Consider the following 14196-nt stretch of genomic DNA (forward strand, 5'->3'; position numbering starts at 1 on the left):
TTAGCATGACGATTGCAAGCCCCCTCCATGAGCCATTATTAAACAGTGAGCTGGCTAATAAATTTGCCGAGCGCGCGTTATTGCGCTGTAAAACGCTCAGTGGCCTATCGCAAATGCAAGGTGGCATTCACCGTGTGTATTTATCTAAAGAGCACAAAGAGTGTAACCGTGTCACTGCTGAATGGATGGCTGAGGCGGGCATGCAATCGTGGCAAGACGAAGTCGGCAATTTATGGGGGCGCTTAGCATCATCTAATCCAAACGCTAAACGTTTAATTATTGGCTCACACCTAGACACCGTACCAAACGCCGGTGCATTTGATGGTATTTTAGGGGTATTACTAGGTATTGAAGTAGCCGCCCTTGCACACACGCTTAAGCTTGATTTACCATTTCATTTAGATGTAGTGGGCTTTTGTGATGAAGAAGGCACTCGCTTTGCCACCACGTTAATTGGCTCAAAAGCACTGGCGAACGAGTTTGACCCCCAGTGGTTAAATATACAAGATACAAACGGCATTAGTATGCGCCAAGCCATGCTTGATTTTGGCCTAACCCCTGATGATTACGCTAAAGCCGCCCTTAACAAAAACGAATTACTCGGTTATTGGGAAACCCACATAGAGCAAGGCCCAGTGCTTGAATCGGTAAACCAGGCGCTAGGCGTAGTAACCGCTATTGCTGGCGCCAAACGCGCTATGATCACCCTAACAGGCCAAAGCGGCCATGCAGGCACTACACCAATGAACTTACGCCAAGATTCGTTAGTTGGCTGCGCCGAGCTTACCCTTGCCATAGAGCAGCTAGCAAAAAACGCGAGTAATGGTGAAGTAGCCACCGTAGGGCAAATTCATGCTCGCCCAGGCGCTACAAATGTTATTGCCGGTAAAACGACTATAAGCCTAGATGCACGCGCACAAAATGATGCCGACCTAGCAGTATTACTTAATGCAATACATACCCGCGCCGATCAAATTGCTACATCGCGTAATTTAACGCTTGATTGGCAATGGACACATGCGGCCGACGCCGTAGCGTGCGACACTCAAATTCAGCAATTGTTTAGCAGTGCCTGTAAATTGAATAACCAAGCCTCGCCTTCACTTGCCTCTGGCGCTGGGCACGATGCCATGGCTATTGCCCCTATTTGCCCTGTAGGCATGCTATTTATACGCAGCCCTGGCGGGATAAGCCATCACCCCGCAGAAGCTGTTATTGATGAGGATGTAACAAAAGCCCTTAGCGTAATGTACAGCGCACTCATGCTGTATGTAAAAGAGTTAGAAAAGTAACTAACGGTTATTAAGCGCAGGGTAGGCTATGTGCTGTTAGCTTAGCCCTGCGTATTAAATGGGGCTGTGGTTATTAATTAAAGCCAGTATTTAAAATCGGTGTTTAAAACTTAATTAAGGCTTAAGCCAAGCTCATTTAAACTCGCTTCAAAGCGCTGCCATTTTCTATTTATTTTACGCTTAGCCGATGAGCTCACGTAATTACTAATAGGAAAAAACTCAGTATTACCAATATCATCAACAACAACACACCGCTCAATGGTGCCGTTATTATTAACACACGCTATATTGCGTGGTTTTATTTCTTTGGTGATCACTAAATTGTGCAATAAATAATCTTTTAAATTTAATAGTGGCTCGGCTAAGGCTTCACTATTTGGCTGATTTAAATAATATTCTAGCGTTTTAGCCGGCTGATTATTTGCATCAATCACTAAATCAAACACATACCCTGTGCCAATATTGGTGTGTACCGTACCATGGTATCGCGCTAACAACTGCCACTGAATATTTCGGTTACTAAGTCGCTTATAATAAGCCAGCTCTTGGTCTTGCTCCTGCGAAAACCCTTCATGGCTTACTTTTATACATAAATTATGTGCCTCAGGGTGCCTGTAACACGTTCTATGCGCCCCTTTACCTACAATTAAATCGTCGTTCAATGAGATCAAACCAATTTTCGTCCTAACGTAAATTTACAAATACCAATTCGCTTAATTAAGTAACCTATTTGGAGGATTGGTATAAAACGAGGTAAATAACACGCCTTAAATTGCACGCTTAGTATTTACATCTATTAATGCAGCTTTTAATACTATGTCAGTAATAAAGTAGGTACATTCGTTAAATAAGCCGGCCATTTTAACTATAAATTAGGGTTTATCAAGGTAAATTAGCTACAGTTTGGATGTATTAAAAGCTAAGGTAGATTTGCTTTTGCATTATTATTAAAACGAATATCAGGCTATTGAGCTAAGGAAGAAGAACAAAAAATTTAGATTTGTTCGCGGTAGTTAACCAAGTCTTACAAATAAATATTTAGATAGTAGAAGCCCCGTTTTTACTATCTAAATACTCTGGTATATAGCTAAACCGACTTTGTATATTTGTATTCGCATGATACAACAGCTGCACATAAGCCACTAAAAGCTAAAATACAAACTGCAGAAACGGCACCCCAAATTGACATTATCATCACAGGTAAACCGGCATTTGGTGCAGACATAACTATTCCATTCCCTAAATCTTTAGGTGCGCCAAGGTTAGAAAAAACACCAAATAAACCAATGCAAATAGCTATAAAAAACAGTATGTAACTCAAAAACCCAAGTACTCTAGAAGCGATAAGCAGGCCCTTAAGGTTTTCTGTTTTAATTGTTGAGTACGGGTAAAGTTTCATATTCATCCTTAATTTAATTACTTTTATTATTGTTCTGAGCGAATGTTTATTATTCACACAAGCAAACTTAAAAACAAGTAGGAGCAACTTAAAATAGCTAAATTCACCAAGTAGTTAGCCTAGCATATTAAATTTATAACTAAGCATTAGATGTATCTTGAAATAAGAGAATTGCTTTAGCTAACCTTCGCTAAAAACATTTATTTTGCAGTTATTCGGGTGGCTACATAAAACTAATTATAGGGCCACCCGTTTTAATTTTTATAGTTACTCAATCGTTACCTTTGCATCACTTACCCATGTTTCGGTTATCGCCTCTTCGTTTTTATCAACCAAATACGCGCGTATGCTTACGGGGTCGTTATTGCTCTGTTTGTAATCAAATGCTAATCGCCATTGGTTGGTACCCACTATTGGGTAAGCACCAATTGGCTCCAGTATTTCGCCGTTACTGGCTTCAACAATAGGCTTTATGCCACTTTCTCTATCTAGGCCTTTAAATACTGGGCCTTCAAAATCAATCACCATTTTGTTTACGCCCTCAGGAATAGGCTGGCCAGGAATTCCGCCCTGCCCTTGGCGAGTATTAACAACACTTGCTAGGTTTTTTGATTTTGGATCGAGTGGACGCCACTCAATATCATAAGAAAAGGTAAACTCATCGCCTTTACGTACCTCTTTTTCAGGCACCCAATAAGCAACAATGTTATCAAACGTTTCATCTTTAGTTGGGATTTCGATTAGCTGCACAGCGCCTCTCCCCCAATCACCCGTAGGCTTGATCCACGCTGATGAACGCTTATTGTAAAACACGCCGTCGTCTTGGAAGTTATTAAAGTCACGATCTCTTTGGATTAAACCAAAGCCTTTAGGGTTTTCATCAATAAAGCTATTGGTCGACACCGACTGCGGATTATTTAACGGTCGCCAAATATACTGGCCCGACCCAGTATGAATCGCTAAGCCATCGCTGTCGTGAATTTCTGGGCGCCAGTCTTTCGCTACCGTTTTATCTTTTTCTGAGTACCAATACATACTGGTTAGCGGCGCTATACCTAAGCGCTCTACATCGGCGCGCATATACAAATTAGCACTTACAGAGGTAACATGCCCTTTGGCCTCTTTGTTGTCTTTACTCAAACCAAACCGATAAGCACCTGTAACAGAGGGCCCCTCAAGTAATGCCCACACAGACATGCTCTCACCTTTATTTTCTGCAGGGCCTAGCCAAAATGCCGAAAAGCGTGGAAATTCTTCTGGCTCACTCATACCGGTATTAATTGCAATACCGCGAGCCGACAACCCATATTGCCCCTGAGGGCCATCAGTTCTAAAATAAGACGCCCCCAAAAACGATATCCAATCTGGTTTTATATCAGGGCGCATAATTCTAAAGCCTGCAAACCCAAACCCTTCTGGCAGGTCGTGGGCAGGGCTATCGTCAGGCATATCAAAAAGTGCATTATTAAAAGGCAGTTCTTTAACGTTGTTTTTATCATCTCTGATGAAAATACTTACCGGTTCAGGAAAATATCGCCCAGGGTAAAATAATTGCACCGGTGCCTTTTTGCCATTTGGGTAGAGGGTTTCATCTTCTTTAAAGCGTATTTTCCAATGTTCGTCATAGGTAATTTTATCAATAAGCTCAGGTGCTGGCACTTCCACAGGCGTATAGGGCTTTTTGGCAGAGGCTTTTGCCATTGCTTTTAAATCTTCAAAAGTAAACTTAGCACTTGCTTGTGCTTGCGCCGCGTGTAACGACACAGAGGAGGCAATAATAGCGGCAATAAATAACTTTAACTTCATAAAAAGTATCTCTAATAAAGGGAGTCTAAAAATAAGCGCCCACTACAAGCGCCTAACTTAAAATGCTTGTAAAGATATTACACACCGCAATATGAACTCGCGTTTACTAAAATAACGTTATTTGGCGAAGCTTTTATGCTTAGCTGTGTTTGGGGGAGGTTGTGTTTGAATAGTTGTGTTTGAATAGTTGCGTTTGAATAGCTGTATTTAATAAATGCGGCTGATATAGCTTTTACTTAGTTAAAGCCAGTTAGTGCTTTAAAATCGAAATGCTGATCTGTGCGTCGCTGCTACGCTTAGTATAAATACCTGATTAATGCAGGCTTGTGAACAAGAACTGAGAAGTCGAGTAGCATATTCAATCCTTTTTTAGCTTATAACACCCACTTAAAAGTGTTAAGCGTGAGGAATTGCCATTACATTGGTTTGCTATGTATTAAAGGCCACCACATAAGTCTAAAAAATTCCCTGTCGAAAACGATGACTTTGCTGATGAAAGCCAATAAATAGCTTCAGCCACCTCCTCAGGTTCACCTCCACGCTTAAGAGGAATAAGCTCCTTTAACCTTTCTACTCTTTCAGGTTCACCACCATCAGCGTGCATTTGCGTATTAATTAGCCCAGGACGCACACAATTAACTCTAATTCCTTCACAGGCAACCTCTAGTGATAAACCTTTAGTGAGTGTATCTATAGCCCCTTTTGAGGCAGCATAATCAATATATTCATTCGGTGAACCTGAACGAGATGCCCCCGATGAAACGTTTACAATAACACCACCTTTTCCGCCATGGCGTGTAGACATACGCTTTATGGCCTCTCGACAGCATAAAAAGTAACTAGTCACGTTGTTTGCTAAAATAGTATTAATTCTTTCAGCTGTTAAATCCTCCAAACGCGACTGCTTACGTAAAATACCAGCGTTATTAACAAGTACTGATAAAGGACCTAGCTCGGCATCAATTTTTTTAAACAGCCTTAGCACATCATTCTCAACCGAAACATCTGCTTGGACTGTAATACAACGATTACCCGCAGCCCTAATATCGCTTGCGACAGCTTCGGCCGAAGCTAGATTAGACTTGTAATTGATGCAAACCGCATACCCTTTTGATGCAAATAATTTAGATGTAGCAGCACCAATACCTCGACCTCCGCCCGTTATTAAAACCACTTTTAAATTATTCATTAGACATCCTTAAATAGTAATGCTGAAGGAATATAGAATGCATTACTAAACAATAAGTAGTTGGCATAAATTAGCAATACTTAGCAAGAAGCTGCATTTTGTGCACAAGTTTTCTTTATCCCTAACTCTTCGTGAAAATTCATTGTGACATTAAAAGTCAGTACAAAAATAATAATTCCAGCTGTACTCATAAGTCTCCAGAGCAACTAACGAGCTTGTAAATTAACTCGTTTTAAATTTATTTTTATTAATGAATCAACCATAGCCGAGTTCCTATTTTGGTTCAATCAGTTATAGATATTGCACATAAAATATAAAAAGAGAATTTGCGGCTGTTTTAATGGACGTTTTAGAGGGAATTATAGGTGCTTGATTGGCGTATTTTGGTATAAAGGGCTCCCCTTTTTTTAATGCATCATGTTTTTCAGCTTTCTCATTTATGAACAAGGCAATACAGTTGTGGCAGCAGAAAATAAAGGCGTTCATATTCGTTTTATCCTGTAAGGCCAACTTTTTCATGTCTCTTTGACCGTATTATTCCGCTTTTTATTTAAATGAAAACAGACTTAATAAACCCGAGCCGTTTACTTTTTTATAAAGTTTTTTGTCGCCTATCGGGCTATCTCTTATTACTTTTATATCGTCAGTGTAGTTCAGCTTTTTAAATGATTCATTTTCATGAATTTAACCTAACTTAATGTTATAAATAATAATTTACGTAAAGGTTAGAATGGGTGTCACCCTAACTCCTTAAGGCTTATAGCGCTTGCCTAACCGACGCGAAATAGCAGGCTAAAATTAGCGTCAAAGGAGCGCAAGCCTGCTGTATTACGTCACTTGGTTTAGGCACTTGTTAGCCCGAAAAACCTAGCTTCCAAGCTAAATACGCAACAAACAAACCTAGTAAAATTGTTGATACAACTTTAAAAGAAAGACTGTCATGCCAAGGCCGCTCGTCGCATTTCTGTTGGAGCTGTTGAACCAAATTCTTTACGTGAGGTGGTAAATTTCCATCATTTTTATGTCTGGCTTTAGCAAACAACTCAAAATAACTTAGATAAACTTTTATTTGTTTAGAGTTTGAACAGGTAGAGGCTAAATCGATCACTTTATGTAAGTCAGTAAATTTTTCTGCATCCATTTCTTCTAACTTCATTTCAACTCCATAGCTAATTGAGTGGCTAACGCCGCTCTAACCTACTAAAAATAGTTGGCAAAAATTTTGTGAGTCACGAACAAAGCCAACTGTTTATTGCCCGAGTTTACAACTTTTCTAGCTTCGACCTGATAGTTGCTCAATACTTAAGTTTGAACATATTTCTGACGTTGTATCATATTCAAAGCTTGCATCTATATATAACCTAAAGGTAAAAGAAAGGTTTACTGTACCCTCATCAATTTCAATATTATAAAGTGCCTTTATATTCTCAATATCATCTACGTGCTGCTTAAATTCAACTAAGTCGATAGTTACTACTAGATCAACCGTTCTCATCTCATAAGAACAACTTATATAAACGCTTGAGTCTGATAATTCACTAACGTAATTTACTCCAGGATCTTCTAGCCCTTCAAAAATATCTGACTCAATATCAATAACTTCAGTAAGCTTTTCTCCAAAAACTCTAGAGCCCAATAGATTACTAAGTACAGAATTAGACATAGAGTTTAAGTAACTTTCAGTTTCTTCGATTAGGAAATACTCTTCATCATCTAGGATTTCATATTTATTTACTGCATTCGCTATTTGATCTACATTTTCTTTATTAAAATCAAAAACTTTAAGATAAGGCTTAATGTTTGCCCCAATTTCCAAAGCTATAATATCCTTCTGAAGATCTCCATTCAAAACTAAATCAGAACCTTTTTTTTCAAAAAAGTCACTTTTATTATCCGTAATAAACGCCACATCACCTGTTATTGAATTGTCTTTTAGGTATTTTAGAAAAGACAACCAAATCAAAGTATCTCTATAACCTTTTTCACCATCTGTAAATGGTTTCGTTACATTTAGAGCTCGCTGGACGACTTCTTTCTGCGATATTCCCACATAGTCAATATTTTCTATTGAATGTACTTTGCCTTCTAAGATCGTCTTAATATCGTACTCGGATGTGGAAATATCTTCTATTGCCACCCCAATACTTCCACTATTTAACTTATGTAAGCGTTTAAAGTGCTTTTTAATTTCCGACTTAGATGCAACAACCTCCCTGTTTCTGAGGTTATTGACCTCTTGCACTACCAATTCAGATAAGAGCAAGTCTAAGTTTTCATTATTTAAGTAGTGAAACAAGAGCTTAAAATTAACATTACCTACAAACCAATTATTAAAAAAAGCATTCGTATCAATAAAAACATTCATAATAGATTTCACTTTGATTGAGTGACCACTGAAAAAGCTAACGTCCTGTTAACGGGCAAAATTTAGTTGGCTAGAATAAGCGACGAAGAAGCACAAACCAACTGTTTTTTGTCCTTGTTTAACAGCTTGTGAGGGTTACTTAAATCTTACAGTTTTTATATGCATCTTTGTAGTTAGATGAGTTTCTAACCACAAAGTCAAGTTGGATAGTAGTTGCAACAGGTTGTCTATTTGAATTTGTTGATGTTGGAACCCATTTCCATTTTTCAATAGCCCTTGTAGCCTGAATATCAAATACACCTTCAGGAAACGCTTTTATTATTTTAGGGTTAATTGCATTACCACTTGAATCAATAATTAGCGAGAATTCAACGCAACCCGATATTCTTTTGGTGTTAGCCTGTTGGGGGTATTTGGGAGCAATCTTTTTTTTAACTACCCAGTAATCAAGTACAGCTTCTTTATTACCAATTAAATCTAAATGCTCGTTAGAAGAATTTTTTTTTGTAGTTGAGCATCCACTCAAAAGTAAAACTCCAATTGCGAATAAAAATGATACTTTCACGAACTCTCCTTGTAACCCTAACAGTTTATTGAACACCACTTTGGGGGTTTATAACGCCCCAAAACGGCGCATATTACATTGCTCAATAATTCCACTAAATAACTGTAATGTAAACAAGCAATTAGACAGTAGTGAAAAAGCCTTTGTTATGTTGCCCAAAAACGACTTTTAATAATGTTATTGGACAAAGTCAAAATAGTTGTTTATATGCACAGTTTACTCTAAAGGTAAATTTTGCCTTTGTGCATTTAGCACGTATGAGTTAAAGCATTGGCGAGATAAGCGAGCCTTAACATAATGATGAAACAGGCCCGCTGGAGTGTTTATGATAAAACGAATTGGTTAGTGATTTACTTTACATCAAAGTTCACATGATCAAAGTAAGGATTACTCTTACGCGCTTTAAGTAGACTAATTGTAGTGAGCACAATAAGCTTTAGCTCGCCACTTACATTAATGGCAATGCACTCTTGTTTGAGTGCATTGCGTTTTGTATCAGTTGCTACACCACATACACCATCGCCATTTTTTAATATAAGCTCAATGCGTAAATGGTGCATACAGGCAATTTCGATGCAATCGTAATGGTTGCAACTGATCATAACGTCCTCTTGATATATTATTTAGCTGGCTTAAGTAGCATTAAAGTGGCAATAACAATTAGGTTGCCTACATACCATAAATCTTTAATTACAAATTGCCCTAAACGCTCTAATAATGTGCTTGAGCTAAATGCACCGGTTGCGGTTATTAAAAATGTTTGGGTCATTAAAAATACACTTAAACACGCAAAGCCACTAACAATAATAAGCTTTTTATTGTTAAATAAAATGCCCGCACCAAGTAGTACTGCAAATAATACATCAAACCCACCAATGATATTTGATGCGCCTTGTACGCTAAATACCGTGTATAACCACGACATAAACGGTGAGGTTTCTACTAGGCCTACAATAGCTTTGGCTTCAAACTCATAAAATTTCATGCCGCCAATCCACAGTAAAACCATAGCAACCGGTATAAAGTTTAAAAGTACGTGTTGTTTGTCTGTTAGTTTATTTTTATAAAACAAAAATAAATACAAAGGGATGATAGCAAAGTATTTAATTATGCCTTGCCCACTGCCAATAATTGGAAAGCCGCCTAACTGTGCCATCCAGCGGTTACTGGCAAATAAGGTAAGTAAAGGCACTATGCTAACAACTAACGCGAGTATAAGTGCAGGCATCGGCTTTATTAATTTTAAATGCGCAGCTAAGGTTGCTGCTGCCAACGCAATCATCGCGGTGCCTGTGAGCAAACCTAATGTATTGTTACTGAGTAAGGTATCAAGTTCATAAAAACTAAAGGTAGCTGAGAGTGTGTTTGGGTTTGCACCTAAAGCAAACGATACACCAAGTAATGCAAAGCTGAGTGTAAGTAAAAAGGTGAGTGCGTTATTTGTGTGTGTTATGTTCATTATGTGCCCATTAAATCTGTAATGGCTAATAAAGACCTAATTTTTACAGAAAGTGATTCAACTAAAGTTAAATTTTTTAAATACAAGGAAGGACATTTTGGTTTTTACGTTTACAAAAGCCACGCCCGAAAAGAGGTTTAACCTGAGCTTTGGTTAAGAGATTTAGATATAGTTGGTTAGTAATGTTACTGGGTCTGTTTTCTCTAGCTAGAAATTTTAAGTGAAAACAAGGCGAATTTGCGCGTCAATAGCTAGCCTATTGCAAGTAAATTCAACGCAGTTAGCGCTAAAGATAGCTGCTTGAGATAGATTTATTAGCCAAGGCTCAGGTTATTAATTATGTCTTAGAAAACTTACTATGGTAGAGCACCTTGAGGTGGCCGGCTTGTTTTTAACTGAGCAACAGCATAATGAAAGGGTTGACGAGCAATACGATTGCTCTCATCTCATACAGTTTAATGGTGATACTATAGGTACGCTAAAGTACAAAATATCGGGTAGCCACATTGAAATAATGCAATTACAAATACACCCCAACCATCAAAATAAAGGCTACGGCAGAGGCGTTATTGAGCAAGTAATTAAAACTGCAAAGTTAAAGCCTATCAAACTAACAGTACTTAAAAACAACCCTGCTAAAGCACTTTATACTCGACTAGGCTTTAAGATCACTGGGGAAGATAACTATGAGTACCATATGCAAACTCAGCCAATTAATAACTCACGCCTTAAAACCTAATCACTTTGATTTTTAAAATCTTTTTTTCTGAAAATGGTTAGGTGCCAGCCCCATTTAAGCGAGCCTAGCCTTAAAAATACCGTAGAAAACAATGAGCCTAAAATACACCAAATATAATCAATACTTAAAGTAAACAACGCTGCATATACAAGTCCGCCAATTAAACAGGCTGAGGCATAAGGTTCGTTTCGCATAACCGAGGGCAACTCACGACAAATTACATCGCGTATAAGCCCGCCAAAAATACCGGTTGTTACACCCATAGTAATGGCGATTAACATACCTGTGCCGCTAATCAGCGCTTTTTCGATCCCCATAATATTAAACAAACCCATGCCTATGGCATCGACGAATAAAAAATAAGAGTTATTTACATGAGGCAAGTAACGTACAAATAATATTGTGGCCACAATGGCTGCGTAAGTTGAGTATAAATATTCGGGCGTAGCAATCCAAAATACAGGCTTATTTAGCAAAATATCTCTGAGAGTACCGCCGCCAAGCGCAGTGACAGTAGCCACCACAACCACCCCAAAACCACTTATGTTTTTTTCGTAGCCTAGCAGTGCTCCTGCAACCGAAAAAAAAGCCACTCCGAGCAGCCCCAACACCATAAAGTATTCAGCAGTCATGTGCATTCTCTTTTAAATTTTATACTTTGGTGTATCAATTTATATGCCAGATGTAATTAGCAAAAGCCAAAAGCGAGGATTAAAAGTACATTTAAAAACAATGGGTTAATAAATTTTTGATGAAATTAATGATGGGTTATTGTGATATGCGGTATTTTAAAAAGGTAATTATTTTAAAAGTGAGTAGTTTTTACACATTATTTATTTTTAGCTGAGTCGCCTTTTTTAGTGCCCACCAGCACTAGGGTCTGTTGACCTTTCGAGGTTAAATTTGCAGCTGCCCTTCGGGTTCTGCCTAGGGACAATTTACTCTTTGTTGCTCGGTTTTTACTTAGCCCACTAGGTTACAAACCTCGCGCCGCGATTAAATTGCCCCTAGTTTGAACAAATTTAATCGGCAAAGGTCAACAATTTCAACCGAATGGCATTGTTCTTTTTTCATATAATGCCATTGTAAAAATACCCTCAATAGGACAAACGCAAATAAGTATAAAAATTGATGCAGCAAAGGTTGTTCAATAAATACCTCTACCCAAAATATAATAATAACGGCGATGAACGTATTACACCCAAGCGTCCAAAGTAGTTTTGCGCTGGGTGCTTTTTTGTACCTTGTCAGTTTTTTCATAAATCCCTTTAAAGTATTATCCTTCGCTGAGCATTGCTCATGCTAAATATTACTTACTTTTGTTCCCGCTAAATGATCATGTAAACAGCGTTTATCTTTTCCAAATATAAATGATGGATTAACAAAACCAGCAATAAACTGACCTACCGAAGGGACCAGTGATAACAGCTGCATAGGTAACATGCGTTTAAAGTAAATAGTTATAAAACTTGCTTGTGTGCCGTCTAGGTTTTCTATACGAATAGACATACAGTATTTACCAATAGTTTGTCCGTAGTGATACATAAGGTAGGCATGAAGCACTAACGTAGAAAACACACCGTAAACAAATAAAAATGCAGATAAACCCAGATTTGGTTGGCTTAAGTTATCAAAACCGATATACATTATTACAGGTATAAAACATGCTATACCTATTAAGCCGTCAATAATAGCAGCAACAAGCCTGTCCCCGCGTGATGCTTTTTCTCCCGCTATTTTTAGGTCGGCATTGTGTGCGGGATCTTGCGCTTCTCGGGTTTTTATAAGCTCGTCTATTTCTTTTGCGCGCTCAGGAAAACGTTCTCGGTCAATGACTTTTGCGCTGGAGTAAAGTTCATCTAATGTGTAGGTAGAAAAGTCTATTGGGGTGTCCATGCTTGGGGTATTCCTTTACGTAATTTAACCCAAAGTAGCATAGCTTTAGTAATTTATTCAATAATCTATGTCAAAAATTTAGCTCAACATTTAGCTTTTTGAGCATAAAAAATGGCGCTAAAAAGCGCCATTCAAAAAACAATTAAATTAAAGCGCTAGGCTTAAAATTTTCTTCGCTTTAGCTATGTCAATATCGCCATGTTCGCCAAGGGCTGTCATGCCGTTACGCTCAAGATTGTTGGCAACGGCTTCAACCGCGTCTTCACCTAGGTCGTAATCGCCAAGTTTTGTTTTAATGCCCATTTGCTCAAAAAAGTCTTGAGTATGTTTAATGGTTGCATCAATCAGCTCGTTTTTGTCTTGCATATCAAGGCCAAATACACGCTCGCCTAACTGAATAATTTTAGCGCGTTTTTGCTCTTGCTGAACAAACATAAGCGGCGGTAATACAATTGCAAGTGTTACAGCGTGATCTAAGCTGTAAAGCGCTGTTAGCTCGTGGCCAATCATGTGCGTAGACCAATCTTGCGGTACGCCTTGGCCAATTAAGCCATTTAGTGCCATCGTTGCCGACCACATTACGTTTGCACGAACATCGTACTCTTCTGGGTTTTCAAGGGCTTTAGGGCCTTGCTCAATTAGCGTAGATAAAATGCCTTCTGCAAAACGGTCTTGCAGTGGCGCATTAACTGGGTACGTTAAGTATTGCTCAATAACATGTACAAACGCATCAACTACACCGTTAGAAATTTGGCGAGTTGGCAGTGAGAATGTATACGTAGGATCAAGCACAGCAAATTGCGGTTGCACTATTGGCGTACCAAAGGCACGTTTTTGCTGGGTTTCTTTACGGGTAACAACCGAGTTACCGTTGCTTTCTGAGCCAGTAGCCGGAAGCGTTAATACCGCGCCAATAGGTAATGCACTTTTTACTTCTGCGCCATTAACTAAAATATCCCAGCCGTCGCCTTCGTATTTTGCTGCTGCAGCTACGTATTTAGCGCCGTCGATAACACTACCGCCGCCTACAGCTAATATAAAGCTAACGTTTTGCTCTTTCACAATTTCTACAGCTTTAGAAAGTGTTTCGTAAGTTGGGTTTGGCTCAACTCCCGAAAACTCCACAAAGTCCACACCTTCAAGTGCATTTACTACATCGTCATATACGCCGTTCTTTTTGATCGAACCGCCACCGTATAAAAACATGACCTTGCCTTGGCTTGGTACGCGGCTTGCGATCTCATTAATTTGATCTTTGCCGAATAAAATCTCGGTGCGGTTTTTAAATGCAAAATTTAACATATTTGTACTCTACTTGGTTACGGGGCTCAGCCCCTGGTGCTCATTGCTTTATAAAATGGGAATTAATAGTTAACTTTCAAGTAATTAATTACCTATTTTATAAATTAAATATGAAAATGTTTAATGTCTAACTGAACGAGCGCAAGTGTACGCGCACTTTACAATAAGTAGAATTCAGTTAATC

General features: G+C 38.6%; 16 protein-coding genes. 2 read left to right on the forward strand and 14 right to left on the reverse strand.

The window, feature by feature from the left end; all coding sequences use genetic code 11:
• The first annotated feature begins 5 nt into the window (after positions 1-5).
• Positions 6-1292 (forward strand): allantoate amidohydrolase, encoded by a 1287-nt coding sequence (locus SJY38_RS17695; RefSeq protein WP_377110440.1) that lies wholly within the window; start codon positions 6-8, stop codon positions 1290-1292.
• A 110-nt stretch (positions 1293-1402) separates the two neighbouring features.
• Here SJY38_RS17695 and SJY38_RS17700 read toward each other — a convergent pair whose 3' ends face one another.
• From SJY38_RS17700 to SJY38_RS17745, 10 genes are all read right to left on the reverse strand, one after another.
• A complete protein-coding gene (locus SJY38_RS17700) occupies positions 1403-1963 on the reverse strand; it encodes a YrbL family protein (protein WP_164834669.1) in 561 nt (186 codons plus the stop codon).
• A 416-nt stretch (positions 1964-2379) separates the two neighbouring features.
• Positions 2380-2691: a hypothetical protein gene (locus SJY38_RS17705; RefSeq protein WP_004587081.1), complete on the reverse strand. Its 312-nt coding sequence runs from the start codon at positions 2689-2691 to the stop codon at positions 2380-2382.
• A gap of 267 nt (positions 2692-2958) precedes the next feature.
• Entirely contained in the window at positions 2959-4497 is a 1539-nt protein-coding gene (locus SJY38_RS17710) for a glucan biosynthesis protein (protein WP_377110441.1), read from the reverse strand.
• A gap of 436 nt (positions 4498-4933) precedes the next feature.
• Positions 4934-5686: an SDR family oxidoreductase gene (locus SJY38_RS17715; RefSeq protein ID WP_377110442.1), complete on the reverse strand. Its 753-nt coding sequence runs from the start codon at positions 5684-5686 to the stop codon at positions 4934-4936.
• Positions 5687-5977: 291 nt separating this feature from the next.
• Entirely contained in the window at positions 5978-6205 is a 228-nt protein-coding gene (locus SJY38_RS17720; protein ID WP_377110443.1) for a hypothetical protein, read from the reverse strand.
• 334 nt (positions 6206-6539) lie between these two features.
• Positions 6540-6842 carry a hypothetical protein gene (locus SJY38_RS17725; RefSeq protein ID WP_377110444.1) on the reverse strand — a complete coding sequence of 101 codons (303 nt, stop codon included), beginning with the start codon at positions 6840-6842 and terminating at the stop codon, positions 6540-6542.
• 117 nt (positions 6843-6959) lie between these two features.
• Complete coding sequence (locus SJY38_RS17730; RefSeq protein ID WP_377110445.1) at positions 6960-8051, reverse strand: PIN domain-containing protein; 1092 nt, start codon at positions 8049-8051, stop codon at positions 6960-6962.
• A gap of 139 nt (positions 8052-8190) precedes the next feature.
• A complete protein-coding gene (locus SJY38_RS17735; protein ID WP_256847960.1) occupies positions 8191-8616 on the reverse strand; it encodes an energy transducer TonB in 426 nt (141 codons plus the stop codon).
• A gap of 350 nt (positions 8617-8966) precedes the next feature.
• A complete protein-coding gene (locus SJY38_RS17740) occupies positions 8967-9218 on the reverse strand; it encodes a Rho-binding antiterminator (RefSeq protein ID WP_377110446.1) in 252 nt (83 codons plus the stop codon).
• A gap of 17 nt (positions 9219-9235) precedes the next feature.
• On the reverse strand, positions 9236-10075 hold the full coding sequence (locus tag SJY38_RS17745) for a DUF417 family protein (RefSeq protein WP_377110447.1): 840 nt from the start codon (positions 10073-10075) through the stop codon (positions 9236-9238).
• Between the two features lie 358 nt (positions 10076-10433).
• Here SJY38_RS17745 and SJY38_RS17750 point away from each other — a divergent pair, with 358 nt between their 5' ends.
• Positions 10434-10814, forward strand: a complete 381-nt coding sequence (locus tag SJY38_RS17750) for a GNAT family N-acetyltransferase (protein WP_377110448.1) — start codon at positions 10434-10436, stop codon at positions 10812-10814.
• Here SJY38_RS17750 and SJY38_RS17755 read toward each other — a convergent pair.
• From SJY38_RS17755 to SJY38_RS17770, 4 genes are all read right to left on the reverse strand, one after another.
• The gene (locus SJY38_RS17755) at positions 10811-11446 is read right to left on the reverse strand and encodes a trimeric intracellular cation channel family protein (RefSeq protein WP_055255484.1); all 636 of its coding nucleotides are present in this window, start codon (positions 11444-11446) and stop codon (positions 10811-10813) included. The genes SJY38_RS17750 and SJY38_RS17755 overlap by 4 nt on opposite strands.
• A gap of 364 nt (positions 11447-11810) precedes the next feature.
• Positions 11811-12074: a hypothetical protein gene (locus SJY38_RS17760; protein WP_377110449.1), complete on the reverse strand. Its 264-nt coding sequence runs from the start codon at positions 12072-12074 to the stop codon at positions 11811-11813.
• 42 nt (positions 12075-12116) lie between these two features.
• Positions 12117-12710, reverse strand: coding sequence for an RDD family protein (locus tag SJY38_RS17765; RefSeq protein ID WP_377110450.1), 594 nt, complete (start codon positions 12708-12710; stop codon positions 12117-12119).
• A 147-nt stretch (positions 12711-12857) separates the two neighbouring features.
• Positions 12858-14012, reverse strand: a complete 1155-nt coding sequence (locus SJY38_RS17770; RefSeq protein ID WP_096042781.1) for an iron-containing alcohol dehydrogenase — start codon at positions 14010-14012, stop codon at positions 12858-12860.
• Between the last annotated feature and the right edge of the window lie 184 nt (positions 14013-14196).

The sequence above is a fragment of the Pseudoalteromonas sp. R86517 genome, from assembly GCF_042466295.1.
Lineage (GTDB): Bacteria > Pseudomonadota > Gammaproteobacteria > Enterobacterales > Alteromonadaceae > Pseudoalteromonas > Pseudoalteromonas atlantica.

Coding starts and splice junctions, on each gene's coding strand:
- SJY38_RS17695 (WP_377110440.1), top strand. CDS start 6: ATGACGATTGCAAGCCCCCTCCATGAGCCATTATTAAACAGTGAGCTG.
- SJY38_RS17705 (WP_004587081.1), bottom strand. CDS start 2,691: ATGAAACTTTACCCGTACTCAACAATTAAAACAGAAAACCTTAAGGGC.
- SJY38_RS17710 (WP_377110441.1), bottom strand. CDS start 4,497: ATGAAGTTAAAGTTATTTATTGCCGCTATTATTGCCTCCTCTGTGTCG.
- SJY38_RS17715 (WP_377110442.1), bottom strand. CDS start 5,686: ATGAATAATTTAAAAGTGGTTTTAATAACGGGCGGAGGTCGAGGTATT.
- SJY38_RS17720 (WP_377110443.1), bottom strand. CDS start 6,205: ATGAAAAAGTTGGCCTTACAGGATAAAACGAATATGAACGCCTTTATT.
- SJY38_RS17725 (WP_377110444.1), bottom strand. CDS start 6,842: ATGAAGTTAGAAGAAATGGATGCAGAAAAATTTACTGACTTACATAAA.
- SJY38_RS17730 (WP_377110445.1), bottom strand. CDS start 8,051: ATGAATGTTTTTATTGATACGAATGCTTTTTTTAATAATTGGTTTGTA.
- SJY38_RS17740 (WP_377110446.1), bottom strand. CDS start 9,218: ATGATCAGTTGCAACCATTACGATTGCATCGAAATTGCCTGTATGCAC.
- SJY38_RS17745 (WP_377110447.1), bottom strand. CDS start 10,075: ATGAACATAACACACACAAATAACGCACTCACCTTTTTACTTACACTC.
- SJY38_RS17750 (WP_377110448.1), top strand. CDS start 10,434: ATGGTAGAGCACCTTGAGGTGGCCGGCTTGTTTTTAACTGAGCAACAG.
- SJY38_RS17755 (WP_055255484.1), bottom strand. CDS start 11,446: ATGACTGCTGAATACTTTATGGTGTTGGGGCTGCTCGGAGTGGCTTTT.
- SJY38_RS17760 (WP_377110449.1), bottom strand. CDS start 12,074: ATGAAAAAACTGACAAGGTACAAAAAAGCACCCAGCGCAAAACTACTT.
- SJY38_RS17765 (WP_377110450.1), bottom strand. CDS start 12,710: ATGGACACCCCAATAGACTTTTCTACCTACACATTAGATGAACTTTAC.
- SJY38_RS17770 (WP_096042781.1), bottom strand. CDS start 14,012: ATGTTAAATTTTGCATTTAAAAACCGCACCGAGATTTTATTCGGCAAA.